Raw genomic sequence first — 24,010 nt, forward strand, 5'->3', positions numbered from 1 at the left:
TGACTGATGACCATTTGGACCGGCAACTCGGCATTCAGGTTTTACCCGATAGCCGGAAGGGCCAACGAAATATCGGTGGTCCCGGGAGCCGACAGAATGTCGGCGGTCCCAAGGGCCGACAAGATGTCGGCGGTCCCAGGGGCCGACAAGATGTCGGCGCTTCCGGGGACGCGAGTCCGGCTGGGACCGCCGTCTTTCAGACGGCTTACGGACCCCATGACCAGCTGTCGGCAACGCTCAGAGCAGACGCCTTCCGGGCCACACCGGATAACGCCGCACAGCCGGCAGGTTTGATTCCCGTGTATACACCGGCCTGATGCGCTCCGCGGCGCGGAGCTTCCAGGTTCCCACGCAGCGCGTGGGAACGAGAATGACCGCGTCGGGCGTCACCTTTTACGATACCCTCGGTGGGAGAGGGAGCGTAACGTATGGCGTGCCCAACCCACTGCGAGTGGCACTGTTTCCATTTGAACCTTAACCACTACCCCATTGTGTTCATTTGCGTTATTCACGGCTAACGCTTCCGTGAAGATCCTGTTAGTCGCGAGGTAGTGGGGGGTCCTCATCGGACCGGTACCTCCATGGAATCGGCATAGAGTTCGATCCCCAAGCCTTTACCGACCTCTTTGGCCCGTGGGTCGATCATGGGTGAGATCACGATGAGCCGTTGCGCTTGGCGCTCGTGGCGACGCTCGTAGAAGCGCGCCTTGCGCTCGAAGATATGCATATCGGCCTTACTGACGGATGATTTGATCTCGATGAGGATCAGGATGCCGTTATGGATGACCACATCCAGCTCCACCTGCTCGGGCCGCCCGAACACCGTCCCTTCGTCGTCGAATTCGTTGACGTTGATGACCGCTACCCCGAAACTCTTTTCCAGGATCGCCGCCAAGGCATCACGAAAGGAGCGTTCGGTATTGAGCCCCCAGCGTGCTCCAAGGGCACCGATGCTGCGGTCGACCTTGGCAACAACGGCCATGATTTCTTCATGCAGCCGTTCGGATTCCCGCTTGTTTTCCTGGACGTGCGCTTCCCACTTGCGGGTATTCTCCTCCCATCTTCGCTTGTCTTCCGCTCGTTGCTCTTTCCACCTGCGGGCATTCTCTTCCCACTTGCGGGTATTTTCTTCCTCTCTTCGCTTGTCTTCCGCCCGTTGCTCTTCCCACCTACGGGTATTCTCTTCCCATCTTCGCTTGTCTTCCGCCTGTTGCTCTTTCCACTTGCGGTCATTCTCTTCCCACTTGCGGTCGCTCCGTTCCCGATCGCGGCGCAGTTCGTCCAACATCTGTTCGATACGTCCGTCGGTGCGGTCACGATCGGCGAACCGTTCTCGGCCAAGCTCGGTGATCGAGTCGCAGATTTTCCGGTCTTCCTGTAACAGAACGGGCAGTTCCTGACGGATCAAGTCGCGAACGGTGGTTTCGGTAAGCATGGGCTGGGTCATGACATTTATCCGATCTTCTTTCTTGGCGTGATTGGCGGACCCTTCAGGTCGGCACCCGAGTCACTAGTCTAGTCCGTCTCTGCCCAGCATCCGAATTTTCTGCCGTAATTGTTCAACACCTCCATCGTTTTGCCATCCATGGTACCTATCCATGGCACTTGGGATTCCGGCAACACCTACCGACAGACAACCACGCGGTGCCTGCAACGGCATTATCCCCTTCACCACCCGTGTCGCCGCAGGCCCCGTTCCAGGGCCTCGACCAGGATGCGCCCACACGCTACGGAAGAGGCGGTCGAACGGCTGGTGAGGAAGGGCCAGTCCAGGATGACCGAGGTACGGCGCCCGACATTGCCGTGAAAGCCGCCCTCCGGGCCGACCGCGTCGCGCAGGATGTATTCCAACGGATAGAAGGGCGGGCCGAAGTTGATGAAGCCGTCGCCGAAGCCCCGGTTGGTGCCGTCCGCGTCATGGGGTCCGGCGAAGGCGGTACCGTCCAGATAGTCGTACTCGATGACATGGCCGGTGACCTGTTTGCCCCGGATCAGGCATTCCCGATCGTCGATCTCGCGGGCGAAGGGCAGGCAGGAGACACCGTAACACTCGCAGACCACCAGCTTGTCCAGTTGCACGAAGCCGATGATGAGGTCATGCAGGCGCTGATTGTTGGCCAGATCCACCAGCGCGCCGCTGCCGCCGACGATCACCAGGGCGTCATACCGGGCCAGATCCTGCTCGCGAATCTCCTCGCGGCGGGCATAGTAGGCCTCCATGTCCCGCAGGTAGGTGGCCGAGCTGGGATAGGGCCGGACCGGGAGCCACTCCGCCAGGTTCAGCGGGTTGTGAAGCCGGTCGGAGGCCTCGATGGCACGGGTCTTCTCCGCCATCTCTTTCGACACCACCGAGCGCCCGAGGGGTGGGTCGATGAAGCCGGGGCTCATGCTCACCGGGTGCGCCAGGGGCCGCTGGCCGGTGGGGGTGACGAAGCTGACCCCGTAACCTTCGGCATCACAGGTCTCCAGAGGCCCCATCAGTTCCTCGCCCCAATAGCCCCACTCGGACAATACGAATAGAATCTGTTTGCTCATTGATTTCTCCTTCTATGGCCTGTACCCAATACCTATGTTTGTTGGGCACGCCGCCGTCCCTGGCGGCTTTGCCCAACCTACCTACTAGGGTCCCGGTGTCGTCATCAGCGACGGTATAGCGTCCGGCGTCGGTACCCGGAACGAACTGCCGCAGAGCGACCGTCTCTCCTTGTGCGTTGGCGACGTTCTCCTTATTGCCAAGCGCTGTAACGCCGCCTCGGCACATTTGGGGGGCTCCCTCCGGGCGCGGCGAGCTTAATCAGGGAATTGTTTGCTGATGCGGCTGGTTGCCAGACCGCCCGTGGGTAATAGGTCCCTCAGGAACCAGAAATACTCCTGGGCGACTTTGACGCCGCCAATCACCTTCGCGCGAGTGACCACCAGATCGGCGACTGCTCCGACTTCATACTCCTGTGCCGAGGTAATGGTGCCGATGCCGTCTTCACCGACCGTATACTGCCCCGCCGGAGTGTCGAACGTGACGAAAACCCGCTCACCGAAGTTCGCCCCAGGGAAGTTCTGGACATTGGATGCGTTGGTTCCGCCCTGACCATCGAAAGTGATATACCCAGTACCTGAGACAGGGGATAGGCCACCGTAGGCGAACCCGACGCCCGAGTAAGTGCCGCGCAGACTCTCGAGCCCGAACACACCCTCATCAGGCAAGCGCGTCAGGAACGTCGTGACAAGGCCCCCTGTCGCGGGATCAAGGCCTTCTTGCATTACTGTCAGGCTTTGCGCCATGGCCTCGGTGCTCGAGGTCTCGGCCTGATTAATCATGAACCGGGCGGCGGTGGTCAACACTATGCCGTCGCCATAACGGTACACGATTTCTGCCCGGCCAAAGCCCAAGCCGGACTCATCGACGGTAAGGGTTCCCTCCACCGAACCTTCCTGAACCTGCCGTTCCTGATAGGTCCGCCCAGGCATATTGGTAATGATCTGCCCCGAAATGTTTCCTTGGCCTTCGAACCGAAGCATGCCGATCGAGGCGCCCGGCACCCGACCTCCTTCGGCAAGGCTGGTCAGCGCGTACAGGCCTCGGATACTGGCATTACTGAATGCTCCCGACTTCACCATAGCAAACCTCCAAAATATTCACCTTACGGCTTTTTCCGTGTTCATCCTCATCCGAACTTTCCGCCTATTGGCGGGTATCGCAAACGGCGACACCCGATACGGTCCGGCCCTGTAGATCAGGCCAGGGCACGTTCGAGCTCACTCGCCGATGCAATGCAGGAATGCGCACCGATCCCGATCCAGCCGGCCTGGTCTCAGTCCGAAATCCGCCGCACGACGCCGGTAAAGTGCGCGCCGTTGATCGGGACCGGAGCGCGCACCATGAAACGGTACTCCTCGGCCCGGGCCTGGCCTGCGCTGAGGCTGACGCGGGTAATCAGCAGCAACACACCACCCCCGGCTAGGGTCCCGGTGCCGTTATCAGCGATGGTATAGCGTCCGGCGTCGGTACCCGGAACGAACTGCCGCAGAGCGACCGTCTCTCCTTGTGCGTTGGACACATTCTCCTCCGAGAACTCCCCTGAGCCGTCGTAGCGCAGCACACCGAAACCGGCCATCGGCGTTTGGCCGCCGCGACCGACGGCAAAACCGGTGTAACGACCGTCCAGGCTGGCATTGCCGTACCGGGCCTCCGCGGGCCGCAGCCATCCGACGCCGGTCCGCAGGCTACCGCTGGCCGGATCCAAGGTCCGAAAGATGAGGGCGATCTCCCGGACGCCGGGGCCGGAAGGGTGGTCGGTGACCTCCCGCACCGCGAGGTAGCAGTCGACCTCATCCGAATCCTCGGGGTGAAGGGTGCCCAATCCATTGGCGTTTACCCGGTAGCGTCCCCGGTAGGGTTGTCTCACAAGCTCCCGCTCGCCGAAGGTCGAGCCCACTCGACTCTCCGTGAAATAACCACTGACAGTGCCTGTCCCATCGAAGCTGATCAGGCCAAAGGCCGCATAGGGCGCGTAGCCGCCCTCTCCCTCCATTGCGACCGCATAGGTCCCGGTCAGGCTCGCAGCTGTGAAAACATAATCAGTCACCTCGGTTCCTCCATTCTTGCGGCCGGCACACCTGAGCGTATAACCGCAGAGACGCTGAGGACGCAGAGAACGCGATAAGCAAACAGATTGCCGCGCTCGGGCGCAGCGACCATGCTGGGTTTCGTCCCTCAACCCAGCCGACCCCCTATCCACAATCCAACCGCGGCCTAGTCGCAAACGCCCTGCGCCCTGTGCGTCTCAAGCGGTTAATCAATCTCCCTGCATGCCTATCTCCATAAGGGGCATCCTAGGGCTATCTTGCCGGCTTACCGGGCAGTCGCTTGGAGACCCTGGTGATGACCAGATCTCCGGTCAGCGGATGCAGGTCGTTGGTAATGAAGAAATACTCCAGCGCGACCTTGAGATCGCCGTCGGCGCGGGCCCGGCTGATGACCAGATGGGCTTGACCGCCGGGGGCGATGATCATGCCGGTTCCGTCCGGATTGACCGTATAGCGACCGTCGGAGGTGTCGAAGGTGGCATTGCGGCGTTCGCGAAAGCCGGAGCCCGGCAGGTTCTGGATGTCGACCGCCGTGAAACGGCCCTGGCCATCGAAGTTGACCGCGCCGATCCCGATGGCGGCGGCCGGCGTCCGGCTACCACGGCCGATGCCAGGTCCGCCGTAGGTCCCCTGGAAGCTCGCCAGCGAGAACTCGCCGCCGTCGGGATAGCGGACTGCCTGCACCATGTTCAAGGCGCCTGTCACCGGCTCGAAGCCGTCCTCCATCAGTGAAAGCTCTTGGGCAACCAGGGTTTCGCCCACGAGCTCGGCTTTGGTGATGAGGATGGTGGTCGTGACCTCGCGGGTGAAACCTTGCGTGAAACTCACGGTCGCACGGGAGGAGCCGTAGCCCGAGCCGTTTTCGTCCACCACGTAAGTACCTTCCAGTGAGGCCTGCATCACTTGGCGTTCACCGAATAATTGCCCGACGCCGTTTACCGTGATATTGCCGGTAAATCGGCCCGTACCGGAGAAGCGGAACACCCCGATGGCGGCACTCTCACCGTGTCCGCCGGTGCTTACGCTAGTCACGGCGTAGGCACCCTCGAGGCTCGCCGTGGTGAATCCTTCGTTGAGAGTCGGTAGCATGGATGTCATGGTCTTGCCTCCTTACCCGAGCTCGCTGACGGCTGCCGCCCCGGACGGCGCGAGACCAAGCTGCCGGAAGATGCTGATGCTGTCGGAATTGAACCAGCGCTCGGCGATCCGGCCTGCGGCGAGGCGAAAGATGGCGATGCCTTCCCAGCTCAGCTCGTGGCCGGTTCCCGCTACACCGAGGAAATTCCCTCCGTGTCGGCAACGCATCGTCCCCCGTACCCCGACCAGATCTCCTTCGGCTATGATCTCGTGCAGGCTCACGTACAGACCCGGTAGGATGCCGTGGACAGCCCCAATGCTCTGGCGCAGGGTCTCCCGGCCCCGGGGGCTACCGAACAAGGCCTCACCGTGATCGATGAAGTCTTCCACCATCACCTCGTCCAGTACTTCCACCCGACCTGCGCCCATCACCTCATCGTAAAAGCGCCGTACCACTTGCTTGTTGTCTTCGCTACTCATGAGTTGTCACCTCCATGCCGAGTAGTTGGATTTAACCGAGGGGTGCTACCAGGCCGAGCTGTTGCCGGATGCCGAGCTCATCGGGAATGGCCCAACCTTCGGCGATCTTGCCCTCGGCGATGCGCACCACGCCGGTAACCGTAAACCGGAGCGCCGTTCCGGAAGCCGACACGCCATAGAGCGGACCCTGCTGGGTGCCGGTTCCGAGCAGGTGCAGCACGACCCGGTCGCCTTCGGCAAACAGGTGCGCGACGGCCAGGTGGAGATCCGGAAGCGCGGAACGGACCCGGTTCACCCAGGCCGTGCAACCGTCCTGCCCGTAAGTGTCGAAGTCGGAATTGCGCGGATGATGACGGCGGAAGTTCGGGTGGATCAGCTCGCCGATCACCTCCTCCCGACCACCGTTCCATACCTCCTGGACGCAGCGGCGCACCAGTTCCTTGTTGTCCTCAAGACCCTTTTCGTTACTCATCTCAGTCAACTCCCCTTGTTTTCGATATCCTTCTCGTTGTCCATCCTAGTTAGTTCTTTACCTTACCTATCCGAGCCCGGCGATCAGGCTCATACCTCAACCCACACCGACACCGACCCCCCATTGCAGCGGAATACCCCACTGCCGTTCCCATCGCTGGTGATGGTGTCGGTGATATGGCCGGTGATATCTCGAAACGCGGCATTGCGCCGATCGACAAACAGGGTCTTGTCGCCGCCGGGGCCATCGCTCATGACCACGGCCATGGCCTTGGGGTGCCCGTCGTCACCGAGGCGGGTCCAGCCGACCACATTCTCGTGATCGAAATAGTCCTGTTGCGGGCCGTAGGCGTGGTCACGACGGGCCGCCAACAGGGCATCCAGGACCACCCGGTGCGAGGTCCGCTCCGGTGTTCCGTAGTAGTCACCGTAGAACACACAGGGGTAGCCCTGGTCCCGCAACAGGATGAAGGCATAGGCCAACGGCTTGAACCAGTCGGCAACATCGTCTCGGTCGGGATGACGGAAGACGTCGTGGTTGCTGACGAAGGTGACCGCCCGCTCAGGGCTCTGCGCCACCAGGGTGTTGTGCACCAGGTTGCGCATATCGAAACTGCCGTTGCCGTGGGAGACCGCGCGCAGATTGAAGAACAGCGGAAAATCGAACAGGGACATGCGCTGGCCGGTCTGCTCCAGGAAGCGACCGAGGGTCGCCGGATCCCCGGTGAAGTGCTCACCTACGGAGAAGAACGCCTTGGCGGGGAAACGTCTGCGCAAGGCATCGAGCCATTCATTGAAGAAGAAGGACCGGACATGCTTGACCGCGTCGAAGCGGAAGCCGTCCACATCCAGGGTACGCACGATCCATTCGCCCCAGGCGTGCAGATCCGCGCGCGCCTCCTCGGAATCCATGTCGATGTCGGCAAACAGCAGGTAGTCGTAGTTGCCGAACTCCCCGCCTACGGGGGTATCGAAGCCTTTCTCACGCAGCCGATAGATGGTACCGATGGAGCGCGTGAGCTGGTCATAGTCCACGGCATCGAAATGCCACCAGCGCCACTTGAGGCTGGAATACCGATCACCGCGACCGGGGAAGTCGAAGACGGTCCAGGTCTCGATCTCCCGTTCCTCCCCCACTGTCTGGTTGCGGTTGTCGGGATTGACCGGGGTCCCGCGCACCCGCTCGGTGGCGTCCGCACCTCCCTTATGGTTGAAAACCACGTCGATATAGACCCGGAGCCCTGCGGCATGGGCCCCCCGCACCCCGGCCTCCAGCTCGGCCCGCGTCCCATACTTGGTACGCACCGAGCCCTTCTGGTCGAATTCGCCCAAATCCCACAGATCATAGGCGCCGTAGCCGACATCCGATCCACTTGTACCCTTGTTGGGCGGAGGCAACCAGAGTGCCGTGATACCGGCCGCCGCCAGATTGCCGGCCTCCCTCTCGATTTGGTTCCACAGGGTCCCGTCGGCGGGAAGATTCCAATGAAAGTACTGCATCATGGTGTCGTTGTTTGCCATGGTCATGCTCCTTCCTTGTCTTAGTGAAAAGTGATGAGAGTTGAGGCAGTCCGGAGCCTTTTGTTAAGCAGCCTCTTCCTCTCGCTTGCGACACTTTCCTCAGCGCACAATGCGGTACGCGAACATCGGGTTTCCCGTAGCGCCGTAGATCCGGATCCACAAGGGCAGCAACATCTCCATGCCGCGGGCATTGGTGATGTCCCCCAGATCAAGCACATCCTGCCAGCCGAACCATTCCTTGAGATAGCCACTCACCTCGGTCCTGGCCTCGGTGTCGTTGCCGGCTACGAACATGGTGTGTTGGCCGCCCTGCAGCTGACCCGGCTCGATCATCAAGGCCGCGTTCACGGTGTTCAGGGTCTTGACGACCTTGGCAAGCGGGAATTTGCGCTGGATCTGCTCACCGAGGGAGTCCTTATTGCAAATCGCCAGTGAGGGGGGCATACCCTGCGAGAAGTCGAGGGGGTTGGAGACATCGATCAGGAGCTTGCCGTCCAGATTCGCCGCCCCGGTGGCCTCCAGGGCCTCCAGACAGGCGATGCCCAGGGTGGCATTGATGACGAGCTCGGCGCCGCCTGTCGCCTGGGCGAAGGTCTCGAGACCGACCGCGGGATAGTCCTTGCGCCAGACCGCGACCGGCGGTTTCCCGAACAGATCGGGCTCGGTGCGTTTCAGGGTGGCCTTGGGATCACGCGTGCCCAGCGTGACCTGGTGGCCCAGGGTAGCGAGCTTGCCGGCAAGTGTCTTGCCGACGATTCCGGTTCCGATGACTGCGATTTTCATGTGCATGTTTCCTGTGGTCGATTGCACGTTGTATTCGTTTTTGCGTTAATTCGCGTTCATTTGCGGAAAAGAATTCCCGATGGAATTCGTGTCCATTCGTGTTCATCCGTGGTTCTCGTTTCCGGTTTTCGTGCGCATCTGTACTAGTTGTGCCCACCAGGCTGTGCCCACCAATATCGGATCTCCCCGGTGGGCACAGCCCACCCTACGTCCACGATGCCTCTCCACCGTACCTGGTCAGTTGTTGGGCGCGCCCACCGTCCTACCGGCCAGGCATCCTCGATCTGCTCGGGGTGCTCGCCAGCTCATTCAATCTCACTTCCGCCGCCTCCAAAACTTTTTCAAAAGCAACCGGATTCGGCAGCCCCCGGCTATGGAGATCGATGAAGGTAAGCGGAGGGTTTCTATTCACATCGATAAAGCCCTGGGGATCCATAACACCGTGCTCGCTTGCATTTCTCAGGCCCGCGATAACAGTCTCCATCAACTCGCGATTCGTAACCTTTTCAATCTCATTGATCAGTATTTTTTCTCCCCCCGGTTTGCTCAGCTGAAAAAAACGGCCGGACGCGCGCGTAGAACGCAGTCCACCAATGGTTCTCGTATGAGTGCCGTCCTGTAGTCGCGCGGTAAATTTCGCCGTATTCGGAACCGGCACTCCTTTGGCCTCGGCGATTTTGTATATGCCCAATACGTTGTAAGGATTGGTCCCGCTTCCGAATATTTTGTAGACGTGTCTTGCGGTTATATATACGGTGCCTTCTCGAGATCGGACTTCGTTTTCAACCGGTTCACCTGCGATGCGCATGACACCCTCCGTTTCACTCGATAGGCCCAGGGACAGGGCAGGCCCCGGGCGTTCCCGCAGGCCTGCCGTCCCCTCGAATAACCGCCGCTATTGCCGCTGGAAGACCAGTACGCTGTTGGCCGCCAAGCGTGGTGTGAACACCCCACCTAAGGAATGGATTCCACCCGCGTTGCCCAGGCCACTGCCCCCGTATACCGAGGCGTCGCTGTTCAATAGCTCCCGCCAGGTGCCGTCGGCGATGCTGCCGTTGCGTATCTCGTAGCCAGCGGGGAAATCCCGATTGCTGAGACTGGCGACGACTAAGAAATCCTCGGGACCATCCCAACGGCGAAACACCAGCAGGCGGTCGGCATCGTGCACATAGACGACCTCGATATTGGCCGACCGCAGGGCCGGTGACCTAAGTCTCAGCCTGATGGCGTCTTGGTAGAAGCGAAACAGCCGGCTGCCGACCCCCCGCCGCAGCACCGGGAAATCTTCCCGGTGCGCCAGAAAGTCGTCGTAGCGGTAGGGCTCGGAGGCGCCGACCTCCTCTCCCATGAGGAACATGGGCACGCCGGGGCCGAGCAGTGTGACCCCGGCGGCGAAACAGGTGCGGGCCTCGGCATAGCGCCGCGTCTCGCCCGTCAACTGAGCGCCGTTGACGGCGACCACCAGGGTGCGGGCCGAATGCACGTCCTGACCGCCTTCCTGATAGTAGGAATTGCCCGCTTCGTCGTGGGACTCGTGGTAGACGACCCGCTGCTGCGCCGACGCCGCCAAGACCCCGGCGAACCAGCTCATGTTGAGGCTGCGATCGTCGCCGTAGCCGGCGAATTTCAAGAGTCGGGCGCGACTAGCGTCATTCTGGGCGTCGCCGATCAGGTGATGGTAATAATCGGCGAACCACACGGCATCGAAGCCCAGACCGCCGTTCTCGTTGGACGCGGTGACCAGGGGCCAACCCGAGTGGTCCTCGGCGGTGAGAAAGAGGTTGGGCTTGATGAGCTTAAGGGTGCGGGTCCATTCGCGTAGGAACTTGGCCCCGAAGATGCGGGCATTGTCCGCCGCCCGTCCGTCGGCATGCACGACGGCATAGCTGTGAATGGAGGTGGTCTGGTCGACGCGGAAGCCGTCCAGGTGGAACTCGGCCACCAGCTGGGCGGCGGAGGAGATGAACAGCTTGCGCACCATTTCTTCCCAATAGCGCGGTGCGTAACCCGTCGACATATTGTCGATATAGCCGCCGTCGGCGCTGGGATAGTCGTTGGGCCGACCCTCGTACCAGTAGTAGATATTGCGCTCCGGAGCGGTGGAATCATAGGCCCACTGGGCGCGCTCACCGTCGTGGGTATAGTGGTTGTAGACCACATCCAGCAGCACGGCGATACCGCGCCGGTGGCACGCGCGCACGAAGTGCTTGAACTGGTCGCGTCCACCCGCCGCGTATTCCACCGCCAGATAGTGGGAGGTGCCGTAGCCCCAACCGGACCAGCCCTCGAACTCCGAGGTCGGCATCAGCTCCACGCAGTTGACCCCGAGCTCCGCCAGATAGTCCAGCAGGTCGATGGCGTCCTCTAGCAACCCACGCTCGCGCCGACCGAACCCCAAGCCGTCCACGTGCAGCTCGTAGATGACCAGATCCTGCAACCGGGTCGGTAGGGGCTTCTCGGGATCGAACTCGTCTTTCCAGAAGTCGGTTTCCTCTACCCAGTCCGTCTCCGGCCATACCGGCCGGCCCTGGGCGTCCAGTTGCCGAAACGGCCGGCACACGCCCTCCGGGTCCACCACCACGGAGCAGCTCTTGGTGCCGTCCACTTCGGAGCGGTTGCCGCTCCAGGGGGCATCGTCCGCGGGATTCACCCGACCAGTGCCGATCTGGCAGCGGGAATAGAGGTCCGTGCGGTAGGCCACCGAGCCGTCATCGCGGGTAATGCGGTACATATAGGGCTGGTGGTCGAACGCGGCGAAATCCGCCAATGCGGGCTCTACCGCGCCGTCGGTGAACCAGATACCGGTTTCGTCTTCCTTGTGCAGGGCAACCCTGGGAAACCGCTCGTTGATGCCGCGGCCATCGGGGTAGATATAGCCGCTTTCCCGATCGCCGAAGACCAGCTCCACCTCCCGCGCATGGGGGGCCCAGACGGCGAAGCGGATTGCAGGCTTGGTGCGATCCTCGATAAAGAGCTTGTTGGCGCCGAGGCGACGGCAGTGGGTGAGGTAATAGCATTCGGTCTGGTCGATGCCCTGCAGGGTGAATACCTGTTCGCGCGCGTCCGCATCGGTCGCGCTCACCTCCGTGGGGATACCCCAACGGTCCGGGGTAGTGGCCGTGTCGACCGAGACCCCCCACCGAAATATCTGCCCGATCTGGCTGTCGTCCAGCTCGACGGTGACCCGGAAGGCCGGGCAACCGTCGTTGGCCGTGAATTCCTGCATGGGGGTAAAGCGCCAATCCTCGGCAAGGCGGCCGGAGCTGTCCCAGGTGCCGCCTAAGCGCGCATTGGTGAAGAGTTGCGGCTTAAGGCCGGTACGATATTCGAAATGGACTGGAATGAGTGCCATGGATGCATCCTCCGAATTGATGAAGTTATCCTGTCGAAATCGGTCCGGCACAGCCGTACCGAAGCAGCGATAACAAGGGAATTATTTTTTGCCGCAAATGAACGCCAATGAACGCAAATCGGTCGTAATCGGTTCACTATCATCGACGTAACCGTTCAGCCCCCTCCGGATTTCAGTTCAATGCGAACGCAACCCCTTGCTTGTCATTTCGAGCGCAGCGAGAAATCTTATGCCCAAACAACACCCTTACGTCGTAATGGTTCAGACCCCCACTGGTTTGCCATCCCTGGCACCTGGATTCCGGCACTCCCTGCCGGAATGACGCGGTGGGGGCTGAACGATTACCTCTTGATCCGGTTGCGTTCATTTGCGGCTAAATCTTCCATGAAGATCCTGCTGGTTCAACGAATGGAACTTGCAGGCCCACGCCGGTCACAAGGGTGGCGGGTCTTCCTGATCCCGGTAGCCCTGGGTGATCTGAACCAGATTGCCGTCGGGATCTCTCAGCCACGCCGAGCGCCAGCCCGGAATGAAATCGTCGAAGCTCAGGGGCCCGAACGCCACGTCGGCATCCCCGCCCATAGCCGCCAGCTTGGCGTCCAGGTCCACTACCTCGAACGAGAAGTTACGCACCCCCGGCCAGGGGTAGCCGTCATTGCTCGGCGGCCTCAGGGGGTTCTCCAGCGTGGCGCGGAATAACTCTAGGTAGATGCCGGGGCCGCGTAGAAAGACGATCCGGTTGTCCTCACCCAGGGGCACGACCCGCGCGCGTGTGAAGCCGAAGTGCTCGGTGTAGAAATGCTCGGTCGCGATCGGGTCCTGGCAGGTGAGCGAGATATGGTGGAACCTCAAATCGGCCATGTTTGTCTCCCTCTAGTCGGTTCGCGCTCGTTCCCACGCTCCAGCGTGGGAATGTCGTCTTGTCCGCTCCAGCGGACTGTGCCTCTCTGGGCTGACAGGGGGTTGGCTGATGCCGACCTACCCGGTCGCTGGTCGACGCTGGAGCGTCAAGATCCCTCCTCCGTCGGGACAAGTTTGCTCCCACGCCGGAGCGTGGGAGCCAGCAGTACACGGTGGGCACAGCCCACCCTACATCCGCTATTGCCGCCCGTCGGCCTTGACCAGATCCGCGGCCTTCTCGCCGATCATGACGATGCCGGCGTGGCAGTTACCGGACGGCACCGCCGGCATGACGCTGGCGTCCGCGACGCGCAGACCCTCGATGCCGTGCACCTTCAGCCGCGGGTCCACCACCGCCAGCGCATCGAGGCCCATGCGGCACGAACCGCACTGGTGGTGGTAGGACTCGGCGAACCGGCGCACATAGTCTCCTAGCTGCTCGTCGGAATATTCCGGCCCCGGCAGCACCTCCGCCTGTACCCACTCGCTCAAGGCCCGGGTCCCGTACAGGCGTCTGGATAGCCTTACCGCATCGGTGAGGCGCTTAAAGTCGGATTCGCACGCCAGATAGTTCGGATCGATGAGCGGCGGCACCAGCGGATCAGGGCTCGCGAGCCGCAGCCAACCACGCGAGACCGGCCGCACCAACCCCGGCAACATCACCATGACGCTCGCCCGGTCCGGCTCGCCCGCTTGTTGGGGGTCGCCGTGAACGAAGGCCATCTGCAAATCGGGGCCGGGCCAACCCGGATCGGACTTATGGAACAGGGCCGCCTCGCTCATGCCTTGGACCGGGTCGGGGATGCGCCGGCTCGCCGTGGCGATGACCGGAACCAGGATATGATTGTGGAAGTTCTCCCCGACGCCGGGCAGATGGTGCAGGAGCGGAATACCCAACCGGGCCAACTGCTCGCCGTCACCGATGCCGGACAGCAACAAGAGTTTCGGCGAGTCGATGGCACCGGCGCAGACCACCACCTCCGCGCGTGCGGACAGCTGCTTGGTCTCATTGCCCTGGCGGTACTCGAGCCCGGTGCAACGGCGCCCCTGGAAGGTAAGCCGCGTGGTCCGGGCATCGTCGATGAGGGTCAGGTTGGGGCGGCTTTCCAGGGCCGGATACAGGTAGGCATTCGCCATATCGTGGCGCTTGCCGTCCTTGATGTTGAGATGGTGCCAACCCGCGCCTTCCAGCTGCGGGCCATTGAAGTCCTCGGTGCGCCCGAAGCCGAGCTCGTCGCAGGCCGTAAGAAACGCCTCCGAGGTCGGGTTCGGCTCGTGCAGGCGCGCCGCCTGCAGGCGCAAGGGACCGTCTTTACCCGCGATGGGGCTGGTATCGTCTTCCTGATCCTCCAGCTTCTGGAAATAGGGCAGGACATCGTCATAGGCCCAGCCCGGACAGCCGTTATAGGCCCAATTGTCATAGTCCGAGCGGTGGCCGCGGATGTGCATGAGGATATAGAGATTGCTGGTGCCGCCGGGCAGCTTGCCGCGCGGCTCCGGTATCCGACGCCCGTTGAGGTGCGGCTGGGGCACACTCTGGTAGGCCCAGTCCACTGGCGAGTTCTGGACGAAGCCCCAGCGCCAAGGCGTGGCGATGTCTTCCTGCACTTGGGGCGGCACCTTGCGACTGCCGGCCTCCACCACGGCGACCTGAACCCCAATGTCCTCGCTCAGACGGGCAGCGACCGCACAGCCCGCCGAACCGGCGCCGACCACGATGTAATCGAAGGTATCCATAGACTTTGCTCCGGCTGCTCGGAATTTACTGATCGGTAAAGGGCCGGAACGGCACACTGTCATGGATCGTCCGCATATAGACGATCTTGCCGTTCTGCACCTGGAAGTAATTGGCGCCGATGACCTGCCGTTCCGGCGTATCGGCATAGGCGATGGGCGTGCCGGCGGCGTTGGCTGCCTCGCACCGCCAGATCACGCAGGCGGCGTCTCCCTCGACGACCAGGCGCTGGGGGTACATGTTGAACCGGGAATAGCCGGTGGCGATGGCATCGATGGCACCCCGCAGGACGTCGATGCCGGCGAAGTGTCCGGCCAGCTGTTCGTCACCGACCACATCGTCGCTGAACAGGGTCAGCCACTCCTCCCAGGCCCCGCGATTAACGCAGTCATAGTATTTCTCGATGATATTTTGGGTATCCATGCTCCTTTCCCTTGGCGTCACTTTCGATTCGCTGTCATTCGGCTAGGTGGGGCATCCCTGCCCCGTTTGGGCACCTTGAATCCTTCAAGGTGTTTTTTGGCTCGTTCCCACGCTCCAGCGTGGGAATGCCGTTGTGGCCGCTCCAGCGGCCGAGATCCCTGGCTCCGCTCGGGACAAGGTTTTATGACGCTGGAGCGTCTGGATTTGGCTCCCACGCTGGAGCGTGGGAGCCAGAGGCGCGTGGGAGCCAGAGGTCATTCAGCTAGGTGGGGCATCCCTGCCCCGTTTGGGCACCTTGAATCCTTCAAGGCGTTTTCCGACAGGTCAGGCCCAGAAGGCGTCGTACTGGGTAGTCCCATCACCGAAGATGGCTCCGCGGCCTTCGATGACCTTGCCGTCCCGCCACTTGAGAAAGTGGACGACGTCAATATCCAGGATCCGATCCGGTTCCCCCGCCCGGTTCCCCAGGTTATGGGTCACATCGGCCGAGAAGTCGTCGGCGAACATGACGGCGATGGCGTCCATGCGAAAGCTGTTGCCGGACAGCCGGCCCACCTCGGCCATGAAGTCGATGAACGCGTCCAGATCGTCCTTCCAACCGGAAAGGCGGTTGTGTCCGGGTACCAGCCAACGCATGTCTTCGGCCCAGTGTTCGGCGATGTGGTCCCGTTTGCCCGTAGCCAGGGCATCGTAGGCGGCCTTAACCTGTTCTGCGGTAATCAGCGCCATATCCTTATCCTCATCTTGCCTTCAGTCCCGGGCCAACCGGTCCGGGATCGGCGCCAGTTGGTAGACCGCGTTGAAGAAGTTGTCCACCGCGTATTGGTCGCTGATGTATACCTGCACTTCGGCGATGCGGCCGTCCTTGATCTGGTAGTGGGTGCAATTGAGGGCATTGAGGGTGACCTGAACCTGGTTGCCGCCCGCATCGCTCACACTGGTCGTGCCGCGACCGCGATGGACCTCCACCACGGTGGTCTCGCCGAAGCTGTCGATGCCGGTGGCAGGGTCGCTTTGGGGGTCCAGGGTGACCTTGATATTCGCCTGCCTGAGCTCGGCGAAGAAGGCGAGCACCTCCTCCGCCCCGTACTTGGTGCCCGCCAGGGGATGACGGCCCGGCAGGTTCCACACCAGATCGGACGCGAAGACCTCCCGCCGTATCGTGTCCAGATCGTCCCGGTTGAAGCACTCGTACATACGTCGCACGAGGGCCAGGTTGGCTTCCTGATTGGTTGTGTTTGCCATCTCTACTTCCTCTCCTATGGTATTGAAATTGCCCTATAGGCGGGGCGAACCGGGCATGGGACGCAGCGCATTGACGACATAGCGCAGGATGACCGGCTGTCCCGTCGCGGCCGAGCGCTCCATGACCCAATCCTGATCGACATCGAACCCGATCCATTCACTGCGCGGGGCCGGCGCCTGCCAACGGCGCGCCTGCCAGTTGACCTGCACCTTGACGAGCGCCTGCGGCCCCTGTTGCGAAACATCGACCCGGTCGAGCACGTGGACCTCATCGAAAAAGATGCGGACGACCCCCTCGTACCAGTCCCGGAAGGCCGCAACCCCATGCAGCACACCTTCCGGCAGATCGAACGCCAAGCCCTCCGTGGTGACCATGGCTACCAGCTCTTCCGGTGGTGCATGGATATCCAGCTTGCGATACCAGTCCCGCGCGAAGCGCTCGACTTCCTCATGCGTGAGGGCCCCCCAGGTGGTTACAGCAGTGGTTGCAGCCGTCGTATCGTTCATCTCGATACTCCTTTACGAGCAGTCCGTAGGCTGGGTTGAGGTACGAAACCCGGCAACTCACCTATTGATCCCCTCTCCCCAAGCCCCCTCGCTGCGCTCGGGGCAAGCTCTCTCCCGGCGGGAGAGGGGCTTGTTGGGCCAATGCATACATTCGTGTCCATCCGTGTCCATCCGTGGTTCCTGTTTCCGGTCTTTGTGCGCAGTCCGTAGGCTGGGTTGAGGTACGAAACCCAGCAACTCAGATCCTCTCCCCGGCGGGAGAGGGGCTTTAGACATCAGGAGCAGGGCACCTCGCCGGTGCAGGCACCGCGTACCGGGTCGTCCGGGCGTTGCACATTGCCTTCGAGCACCAGCTCGATGAGGTACGGTCCCTCATGCGTCAGCATCGCCTTGATCGCCGGCGCGATCTGTTCGGGTCGTGCCACCCGCTGTCCCGGCACCCCGTGGCCTTCCGCCAAGGCGACGAAATCCAGGTCGGGCGTGCCGATATCGAAGGCCGGCGGGAAGGCCGCCGAGTCGATTCCCAGGTCACTCCAGTAGTCCACCAGGTTCTGCTTCAGGAGCCGGTAGCTGTGGTTGTTGCACACCACGAACTTGGCGCCAACCCGATAGCGGGCCGCGGTCCACAGGGCCTGTAGCGTATACATAGCGCCGCCGTCGCCGGTGAATCCGACCAGGGTGCGTTCGGGATGCGCGAGTTTGGCGCCCACGGCGCCGGGGATCCCCACTCCCAGGGTGCCGCCGGGGGTCTGGAAGAAGGTGCCCGGCGTTGCGGGCGGCAGCCAGCGGTTGAGCTCGGGGAGATGGGTGAGGGACTCATCAAAGAGGATGGCGTCCTTGGGCAACTGTTGCGCCAGCTCCTCGGCGAAGGCGGACATATACAGAGGCACCAACCCGCGCCGGCTACGATCCTGCTCCAATGTGTCGGCCCGGCTGCGCGCGTTCTCGGCCCCGATCGTTGCGGCCCGTGCCGCGGCGGCCACCTTCTGCTCGGCGGTCATGTGGTCGGTGAGGGAGTCCGCCAGGGCCCGCAGGGTGAGCTTGGGGTCACTGACCAGGCCCAGGGTTACCGGGTGGTTCTTGGCGATGGCGTAGGCATCCAGGTCGATATGGATGATGCGCGCGTCGGAGCGGAAGGGGCTCTCCAGCAGTGGAAACACCTCGGGGAACACATAGGTCCCACAGATGATCGCCACGTCCGCGTCCTGCACCCGCGCCTGACTCCCTTCGCCGAACATATGGCCGGTCAGACCACAATAGAGGGGATGGGTCCAGGGGATGTTGATCTCCGAGGCCATGAGGCCGTACACGCGCGCCCCCAGGACCTCCGCCAGCTGTGCCAGCTCGCCGTGGGCCTGGGCGTGGGAAACCCCATCGCCCATGAGGATGACCGGGTTGGCGGCCCCCTGTACCAGCTCCGCGCAGCGGGCGATCAGCGCCGGCTCCGGTACCACCCGGGTCTCCGGCACCAGGGTCGGTATCACGGGCTCGGCGTTGGGTTGGTCGAGGACGTCTTGGGGAATGGCGAGGAACACCGGTCCCCAGGGCGGGGTCGCCGCCACCTTCAGGCACCGTCGCACCAGGCGCAGCAGGCTGCCGGGATGGATGGCCCGGGTCGCGTATTTGGTGACCGGACGCGCCAGCCCCACTAGGTCGACGGCCATGTGGGCCTCCATGGCATCCACCGAGACGCCGGCCTCACCGGCCAGCACCAGCATGGGCGTCTGCTTGCGCAGGGCATGGTAGAGACCGCTGGTGCCGTTCCCGAGCCCCACCCCACTGTGCAGCTGAACCACCGCGGGCCGCTGGGTCGCCTGGGCGTAGCCGTCGGCCACGCCAACGATGGCCGCCTCCTGCAGGCCGTGGATATATCGGATCTCCGGGAAGCGGGTGATCTCGTCCAACAGCCCCTCTTCGCTGCTGCCCGGATTTCCGAACAGATACCGGATGCCGTCCGCGTGCAGTTGTTCCAACAGCTTGCGGTGACCAGTGGGATTCGCCATGCCAGGTTCCTCGTGTTGAATGCCCGCTACCGACGGCCGGCTACCAGCCCCAGCGCCGTAGCGGCGGAACGCCGTCCAGGACCTCGATCATCTTCTGCCCCGTCAAGATGCTGTCCGGGGTGGAGCGCCCGGTGATGAAGGGGTAGTCGACGATGACGCTGGTCGGGTGACCGAAGTTGCCGTGATAGCCGCCCTCGGGCCCGGTGGCGTCGCGCAGGATGAACTCCAGGGGATAGGGCGGCGGCCCCATGTTGAAGTCGAGGAAGCGGCCGCGGGACGCCACGAAAGCGGTACCGTCCTGGTAGTCATACTCCAGGCAGTGGCCGGTGACATGCTTACCCCAAATGATGCTCTCACGCAGGTTCATGTCCCGGGCGAAGGCGAGGCAGGTCACCCCGTAACACTCCGCCCCTACCAGCTTGTCGGCCCGCAGGAAGGCCAGGATCAGGTCGTGCACCCGCTGGTTGTTGGCCAGGTCCACGATGGGTCCGGAGCCGCCGACGATGAGCAGGGCGTCGAAGGATTCGAGCTCGCGTTCGGCCTCCACCAGCCGCCGATTGTAGGCCTCGAGTCCGCGCACGAAGGTGGGGGCGGCGAAATAGGGCCGTTCGGGGAACCAGTCGGCCAGGCTGATGGGGCTATCCAGCCGCCGGCCCTGCTCGGTGGTGGGGTCGTCGATCTCCCGTACCAGGGCGGCCATCTGCGCCGTGGTCACGGGCCGCTGGAGCGGCGGGTCGAAGAAGTCCGGGTCCATGCTGACGGGGATGGCGTTGGGCCTTTTCCCCGTAGGGGTGCAGAAGTCCACCCGATAGCCGGCCCGGTCGAACTCTCCGAGGGGACCCACCAGCTCCTCGCCCCAGTAGCCCCATTCCGACAGCAGGATCAGGATCCGGCGCTGATCCGGGGTTACCGGCACCGCCGGGACCGGCTCATAGCGCGGGGCCGGCGGGGGATCGAGGATGCGGTCCTTGACCGCGTCCACCAGGGCCGCGCTGGCGTGCCACGAGTTGTTGGTAACCAGATCCCGGTCTACCACCACCTGCTGCTCGGCCGGGGTGCCGGGCGGACAGGGGGTATAGAGGGCACCGGCATTGATCACGTCGGCGAGCCCCACCTTGTTGCAGATCACCTTGCGTCCGGCCAGCAGATCCGGTGACGGGGTCAACAACCACAGGGCGTGGCAGGCCAGGCCCTTGATGATGCGCGGATCCGCCATGGCGCGGCGCAGAAAGTCGGCCGCCGGGACACTGCGCGCCACCTCGGCGGCGTTGCCGGTATTGAGGTCTTCGCGCTCGCTCCAGCGTAGCCGCACGCTGGTGTAGTTGGCTGACACGATGACCGCCGCATAGTCCTCGAGGTCGATGTCATCGAAATCGGTCGTTACCTCCAACCACTCGAGCGCGTCCACGACCCCCGGCTCGACCGTGCTGTAGAAGCGTTGCGAGGACTGTCCCCACAGGCGGGAGACCAGCTCGACCTCGGCCCCGTGCGCGGCGAACCGTTCCTGGTAGATCCGGATCTCGCCCGGTATGTACTGACTCTCAACGACTACCGCGATCTTCTTTCCCGCTAAAGGCTGTGTCATCTTCCTGTCCCTCTTCCAGTCCCGGACCCGACACCCTGCACCACTCAACGATCGCGACGACGAAACTCCACCACGACCTCCAGCGTACCGTCGCTGCCCCGGGGGACATCGTCGATGCGGATCTGATAGTGGTTGCGGGCGGCGGGCTTGCGATCATCGGTATAGTCGATGCCGTTGAAGGTGATCTTCCGGATCTCCAACAGATCCGGCGGGAAGAAGTCCGGCAACACATTGATGGATTCCTGGTCACTGTTGTTGGTGACCTTGAAGTAGACACAGAAGTTGTTGTCGGCCTCATTGTCCGTCGTCACGAAGGCCCGGGTGTAGAGGTGGGCGAGGAAGTTGAGCTCAAAGGCGTGATAGCCGGAGATCGAGTGCCCGCCCTTGTGCGCATAGCCGCCCTCGATGACGGGCAGGCCGTTGGCCGTGGTCCGGAAATAGACCCCCTGGCGACCGCGGTCGAGGAAAAAAAGGTTCCAGAAGCCGATACACTCCCGCGCCAGCTCCAGATATTTACGGTCGTTAACGGTCGCACCGTGCAGGATGAGATAGGCCAGGATACCCTGCTCCTGTTGCCAGAAATCCTTGGTGCAACCGTAGGCGAACTGGGTCGGCATATCATTGGTGGGCTGCCGCTCGACGAGATCGAAAACACCGCCGCGCACCTTGTCCAGACCCACCTCGGCCATACGGTCGCCGAGCCGTTGGGCAAAGGCCAGGAAGGTATCGGCCTGCTTCCGTAACCGGCTCCGCTCCTCGGCGGAGTAGTCGCGATCCTGGGCCCGTTTCTGACAGTAGAAGGCGCAACGGGTGAGGTTCCAGGCGATCTTGAGGTCGTGGCCGACCACGGCCCGGTTCTGCTGCCAGCGCCAGTCCTGGATGGGCTCCCACTGGTCGGTAAAGCGCTCGTTCACGAAGTCCGAGTCGGGGTCCTCGAAGTGTTCGGCGATGATGCGCGAGGTCTCGTCCAGGATGCCCTGGCAGGTCTCCAAGAATTTACCCAACTCGAGCTTGGCGGCCCCGCGCGGTATGGGATCCAAGGCTAGGATCAAGTTGATCAGGTAGGCCGGGATATGGTCGCCCACCGAGTTCCAGTTCTTCTGCGAGCGGTTGTCCCCGAGCCCCGGGCTGTCCGGGCGCATGGTGGCGAAATCCAGGTGGGAGTAATAGCCACCGGTACCGGCAAAACCTGCATCCTTGCGCTCGGACTCGGGGTCCCAGTAGAAGTCCTGGAAGGTATTGACGGTGCGTTGAATGTCCTCCAGCACCTCCCAATCCAAGGTGATCCGGTAGTATTGGGCCAGGCCCGCCAAGGCATAGATCTGCTCGTAGAGCGGGATGGTGTCATGGTCATCCCCGTTCTGCGACGGGATGATGAGGCGCTCCCCGGCAGCGTCGCGCCGGCGCCCATAGGCCCAGAAACAGTGGCGGCCATCGTGGCTGAGGCTGCGAAAGGCCTGGCGCTGGTAGGCGACACCGGCCTTGGCGGCCAGGTAGTAACGGTTCTGGCCGGTCAGGAGATAGGCCGAGGATAGGCCATAGATGAGCCTCGAGAGGGTCGCACACTCCTGGTCTTCGCTCAGCGGCTGACCGGTGATGTTGAGACTGGTGCGGTAGAAGTGGGAGAAATCGTCGATCGCATAGCTGCGCCGGTGCTCGAACAACAGATCCAACCAGCGGTCCGACATCAGGCTCAGCTGGGACAGCCACCAGTGGGTCTCCTCATAGACATAGGTGTCCGGCTCGGAACCGAACAGGTGCACCGCCCGCGCCTCGTAGCGCTGCCTCTCGTCGTCCTTGTAAATCACCCCGTTCACGGTGACAGTGCGATTCACCTGCATGTATCGCTTTAGGTCATCGCGAACGCCGTCTCCGCTCTTTTCACCCTCCGGCTCAGGCACCCGGTCACGTTCCAGCTGGTCCAGGTTGGAGAGCATCTGGTACCAGGTAGTCGGTCCTACTATAGCCTCGAACACATCACCCGAACGGGCCTTGACGGAAAATGACGGTTTGTCGAGATCAATACCCACCACGGAGCCCGTCACCGTCAGATCCTGATAACAGCTATTCAATGCCACGACTGGTTCCTCCTTCCCGAAATGTTAATGACACAGTGCATTAACTACGACCGTAACTAGTACGGACCCCCCGTCTCACGGTCGTCTCCACTACACCGCACTCCGGACCACATATCCTATTCGATAATGGTCATTCCATAATGGACCTCATGGACCAAACGGTCATCCGTTCATCCATTCAAGATAATTAAAGAGTTTAGCCCTTGTAGAAGCATTGTCAATAGGATAAAAAGAATTTTAACAAAACCGTCATTTATCAGTTTGAATATGAAAAAACTAGTTTTAACAAAGAGATAGAAAAAGAAATCGGAAAACAACCATAAGGATTACCCCCTAAAAAACAGCATCCGAGAAGATTTCTTCGGCATGATAAGATCCGAATCGAGTGCGATAAATCTTACGAGCTTATAAACCTAATCCTATACACAACTATTGCGTTTTTACTCGGAACGCAATCCTGCGAAGGAAAAATAGATTACGACGCTCATGATCCAAGCGAATATTTAAAGTATTGCCCCTCGGCAATGAAATAACATCGGATTAATCTGATATCCATGGTCGAAAAAACCACGAATCACGCGAATCAACGCGAACGGATTCGTGTCGATTCGCGTGATTCGGAGTGGAAATCACGAGGTTCGGGGTGTACCAATGCCATTAAGTTAAGCCTCAAAGCCCCTCTCCCGGCGAGGGTGTCGCAAAAGCCCCTCTCCCGCCGGGAGAGGGGTTGGGGAGAGGGCGAACGAAAAACAGGGATCGATCAATCACAAACGGCGCCGGTGACGCTTAACTTAATAGCATTGCGGGGTATACCGGCTAAGTCGGCGTAGGAATAGTCAGCTAGCGGGTCCGCGGCGCGACCCCGTGGAGGACCGACCTCCCCCGCCGACCTTCTTTAGTGGTCAGTGGGAGGTCGATGAGAGAGTTAACGTGTTGCATTCGACGCACCAAGGCGTGCTGATCGTCTGCTTAGGTCATGCCGGCGTCTTAACGCAATCGACACCCACATGATCCCCCGCGCGGCCTGTTCGGGCGGACCTCACTTGGGGTGTCGGTTGCGTTAGAGACTGTCTAAGAACTTGCCCGGTTGGCTCCCTCGCCCCCTGGGGAGGGTGTCGTAAAAGCCCCTCTCCCGGTCTCTGGTTCCCACGCAGCGCATAGGAACGAGAAAATGTCGCCGATCCCAGAAGCCGACAGAATGTCGGCGGTCCCAGGGGCCGACAAAGTGTCGGCGGTTCCGGGGACGCTGGGACCGCCGTCTTTCAG

General features: G+C 61.9%; 21 protein-coding genes. All 21 read right to left on the minus strand.

All coding sequences use genetic code 11. The features are described from left to right. Window positions 1–41 precede the first annotated feature (41 nt). The 21 genes from BQ17_RS21795 to BQ17_RS10435 all read right to left on the minus strand — a co-directional run bounded on the left by BQ17_RS21795 (window position 42) and on the right by BQ17_RS10435 (window position 22,744). Window positions 42–218 (minus strand): hypothetical protein, encoded by a 177-nt coding sequence (locus BQ17_RS21795; protein ID WP_176722383.1) that lies wholly within the window; start codon window positions 216–218, stop codon window positions 42–44. Between the two features lie 344 nt (window positions 219–562). Continuing rightward, complete coding sequence (locus tag BQ17_RS10340; RefSeq protein WP_256091545.1) at window positions 563–1,447, minus strand: PD-(D/E)XK nuclease family protein; 885 nt, start codon at window positions 1,445–1,447, stop codon at window positions 563–565. Between the two features lie 221 nt (window positions 1,448–1,668). Then, window positions 1,669–2,535: a type 1 glutamine amidotransferase domain-containing protein gene (locus BQ17_RS10345; RefSeq protein WP_089726779.1), complete on the minus strand. Its 867-nt coding sequence runs from the start codon at window positions 2,533–2,535 to the stop codon at window positions 1,669–1,671. Between the two features lie 255 nt (window positions 2,536–2,790). Beyond that, window positions 2,791–3,615 (minus strand): hypothetical protein, encoded by an 825-nt coding sequence (locus BQ17_RS10350; RefSeq protein ID WP_089726781.1) that lies wholly within the window; start codon window positions 3,613–3,615, stop codon window positions 2,791–2,793. A 194-nt stretch (window positions 3,616–3,809) separates the two neighbouring features. Then, window positions 3,810–4,583, minus strand: coding sequence for a hypothetical protein (locus BQ17_RS10355; protein WP_089726783.1), 774 nt, complete (start codon window positions 4,581–4,583; stop codon window positions 3,810–3,812). Window positions 4,584–4,836: 253 nt separating this feature from the next. Beyond that, window positions 4,837–5,682 carry a hypothetical protein gene (locus tag BQ17_RS10360; protein WP_089726785.1) on the minus strand — a complete coding sequence of 282 codons (846 nt, stop codon included), beginning with the start codon at window positions 5,680–5,682 and terminating at the stop codon, window positions 4,837–4,839. A gap of 12 nt (window positions 5,683–5,694) precedes the next feature. Beyond that, window positions 5,695–6,141, minus strand: a complete 447-nt coding sequence (locus BQ17_RS10365) for an ester cyclase (RefSeq protein WP_089726787.1) — start codon at window positions 6,139–6,141, stop codon at window positions 5,695–5,697. Between the two features lie 31 nt (window positions 6,142–6,172). Next, window positions 6,173–6,613, minus strand: a complete 441-nt coding sequence (locus tag BQ17_RS10370) for an ester cyclase (RefSeq protein WP_089726789.1) — start codon at window positions 6,611–6,613, stop codon at window positions 6,173–6,175. A gap of 89 nt (window positions 6,614–6,702) precedes the next feature. Next, window positions 6,703–8,133, minus strand: coding sequence for an alpha-amylase (locus BQ17_RS10375; RefSeq protein ID WP_089726814.1), 1,431 nt, complete (start codon window positions 8,131–8,133; stop codon window positions 6,703–6,705). 99 nt (window positions 8,134–8,232) lie between these two features. Further along, window positions 8,233–8,916, minus strand: coding sequence for an NADPH-dependent F420 reductase (locus tag BQ17_RS10380; RefSeq protein WP_089726791.1), 684 nt, complete (start codon window positions 8,914–8,916; stop codon window positions 8,233–8,235). 262 nt (window positions 8,917–9,178) lie between these two features. Next, on the minus strand, window positions 9,179–9,724 hold the full coding sequence (locus BQ17_RS10385) for a hypothetical protein (protein ID WP_089726794.1): 546 nt from the start codon (window positions 9,722–9,724) through the stop codon (window positions 9,179–9,181). Between the two features lie 87 nt (window positions 9,725–9,811). After that, window positions 9,812–12,268, minus strand: a complete 2,457-nt coding sequence (locus BQ17_RS10390; protein ID WP_089726815.1) for an alpha-amylase family glycosyl hydrolase — start codon at window positions 12,266–12,268, stop codon at window positions 9,812–9,814. A gap of 432 nt (window positions 12,269–12,700) precedes the next feature. Beyond that, entirely contained in the window at window positions 12,701–13,129 is a 429-nt protein-coding gene (locus BQ17_RS10395; RefSeq protein WP_089726795.1) for a VOC family protein, read from the minus strand. Window positions 13,130–13,366: 237 nt separating this feature from the next. Then, the gene (locus tag BQ17_RS10400; RefSeq protein WP_089726797.1) at window positions 13,367–14,905 is read right to left on the minus strand and encodes a GMC family oxidoreductase; all 1,539 of its coding nucleotides are present in this window, start codon (window positions 14,903–14,905) and stop codon (window positions 13,367–13,369) included. 25 nt (window positions 14,906–14,930) lie between these two features. Then, the gene (locus tag BQ17_RS10405) at window positions 14,931–15,326 is read right to left on the minus strand and encodes a nuclear transport factor 2 family protein (protein WP_089726799.1); all 396 of its coding nucleotides are present in this window, start codon (window positions 15,324–15,326) and stop codon (window positions 14,931–14,933) included. 324 nt (window positions 15,327–15,650) lie between these two features. Continuing rightward, on the minus strand, window positions 15,651–16,055 hold the full coding sequence (locus tag BQ17_RS10410; RefSeq protein ID WP_089726802.1) for a nuclear transport factor 2 family protein: 405 nt from the start codon (window positions 16,053–16,055) through the stop codon (window positions 15,651–15,653). 21 nt (window positions 16,056–16,076) lie between these two features. Further along, complete coding sequence (locus BQ17_RS10415; RefSeq protein WP_089726804.1) at window positions 16,077–16,571, minus strand: nuclear transport factor 2 family protein; 495 nt, start codon at window positions 16,569–16,571, stop codon at window positions 16,077–16,079. A 33-nt stretch (window positions 16,572–16,604) separates the two neighbouring features. Further along, a complete protein-coding gene (locus BQ17_RS10420; RefSeq protein ID WP_089726806.1) occupies window positions 16,605–17,078 on the minus strand; it encodes a hypothetical protein in 474 nt (157 codons plus the stop codon). 275 nt (window positions 17,079–17,353) lie between these two features. After that, window positions 17,354–19,081 carry a thiamine pyrophosphate-binding protein gene (locus tag BQ17_RS10425; RefSeq protein WP_089726808.1) on the minus strand — a complete coding sequence of 576 codons (1,728 nt, stop codon included), beginning with the start codon at window positions 19,079–19,081 and terminating at the stop codon, window positions 17,354–17,356. A 40-nt stretch (window positions 19,082–19,121) separates the two neighbouring features. Further along, window positions 19,122–20,666, minus strand: coding sequence for a type 1 glutamine amidotransferase domain-containing protein (locus BQ17_RS10430; RefSeq protein ID WP_089726810.1), 1,545 nt, complete (start codon window positions 20,664–20,666; stop codon window positions 19,122–19,124). 44 nt (window positions 20,667–20,710) lie between these two features. Continuing rightward, entirely contained in the window at window positions 20,711–22,744 is a 2,034-nt protein-coding gene (locus BQ17_RS10435) for an AGE family epimerase/isomerase (RefSeq protein ID WP_218068214.1), read from the minus strand. Window positions 22,745–24,010 lie beyond the last annotated feature (1,266 nt).

Origin of the sequence: Candidatus Thiosymbion oneisti (assembly GCF_900092655.1) — a bacterium.
Lineage (GTDB): Bacteria > Pseudomonadota > Gammaproteobacteria > Chromatiales > Chromatiaceae > Thiosymbion > Thiosymbion oneisti.

What these genes read in the sequence shown, in the direction of transcription:
- BQ17_RS21795 (WP_176722383.1), bottom strand. Translation starts at nt 218, where the DNA reads ATGGGGTCCGTAAGCCGTCTGAAAGACGGCGGTCCCAGCCGGACTCGC.
- BQ17_RS10340 (WP_256091545.1), bottom strand. Translation starts at nt 1,447, where the DNA reads ATGACCCAGCCCATGCTTACCGAAACCACCGTTCGCGACTTGATCCGT.
- BQ17_RS10345 (WP_089726779.1), bottom strand. Translation starts at nt 2,535, where the DNA reads ATGAGCAAACAGATTCTATTCGTATTGTCCGAGTGGGGCTATTGGGGC.
- BQ17_RS10350 (WP_089726781.1), bottom strand. Translation starts at nt 3,615, where the DNA reads ATGGTGAAGTCGGGAGCATTCAGTAATGCCAGTATCCGAGGCCTGTAC.
- BQ17_RS10360 (WP_089726785.1), bottom strand. Translation starts at nt 5,682, where the DNA reads ATGACATCCATGCTACCGACTCTCAACGAAGGATTCACCACGGCGAGC.
- BQ17_RS10365 (WP_089726787.1), bottom strand. Translation starts at nt 6,141, where the DNA reads ATGAGTAGCGAAGACAACAAGCAAGTGGTACGGCGCTTTTACGATGAG.
- BQ17_RS10370 (WP_089726789.1), bottom strand. Translation starts at nt 6,613, where the DNA reads ATGAGTAACGAAAAGGGTCTTGAGGACAACAAGGAACTGGTGCGCCGC.
- BQ17_RS10375 (WP_089726814.1), bottom strand. Translation starts at nt 8,133, where the DNA reads ATGGCAAACAACGACACCATGATGCAGTACTTTCATTGGAATCTTCCC.
- BQ17_RS10380 (WP_089726791.1), bottom strand. Translation starts at nt 8,916, where the DNA reads ATGAAAATCGCAGTCATCGGAACCGGAATCGTCGGCAAGACACTTGCC.
- BQ17_RS10385 (WP_089726794.1), bottom strand. Translation starts at nt 9,724, where the DNA reads ATGCGCATCGCAGGTGAACCGGTTGAAAACGAAGTCCGATCTCGAGAA.
- BQ17_RS10390 (WP_089726815.1), bottom strand. Translation starts at nt 12,268, where the DNA reads ATGGCACTCATTCCAGTCCATTTCGAATATCGTACCGGCCTTAAGCCG.
- BQ17_RS10395 (WP_089726795.1), bottom strand. Translation starts at nt 13,129, where the DNA reads ATGGCCGATTTGAGGTTCCACCATATCTCGCTCACCTGCCAGGACCCG.
- BQ17_RS10400 (WP_089726797.1), bottom strand. Translation starts at nt 14,905, where the DNA reads ATGGATACCTTCGATTACATCGTGGTCGGCGCCGGTTCGGCGGGCTGT.
- BQ17_RS10405 (WP_089726799.1), bottom strand. Translation starts at nt 15,326, where the DNA reads ATGGATACCCAAAATATCATCGAGAAATACTATGACTGCGTTAATCGC.
- BQ17_RS10410 (WP_089726802.1), bottom strand. Translation starts at nt 16,055, where the DNA reads ATGGCGCTGATTACCGCAGAACAGGTTAAGGCCGCCTACGATGCCCTG.
- BQ17_RS10415 (WP_089726804.1), bottom strand. Translation starts at nt 16,571, where the DNA reads ATGGCAAACACAACCAATCAGGAAGCCAACCTGGCCCTCGTGCGACGT.
- BQ17_RS10420 (WP_089726806.1), bottom strand. Translation starts at nt 17,078, where the DNA reads ATGAACGATACGACGGCTGCAACCACTGCTGTAACCACCTGGGGGGCC.
- BQ17_RS10425 (WP_089726808.1), bottom strand. Translation starts at nt 19,081, where the DNA reads ATGGCGAATCCCACTGGTCACCGCAAGCTGTTGGAACAACTGCACGCG.
- BQ17_RS10430 (WP_089726810.1), bottom strand. Translation starts at nt 20,666, where the DNA reads ATGACACAGCCTTTAGCGGGAAAGAAGATCGCGGTAGTCGTTGAGAGT.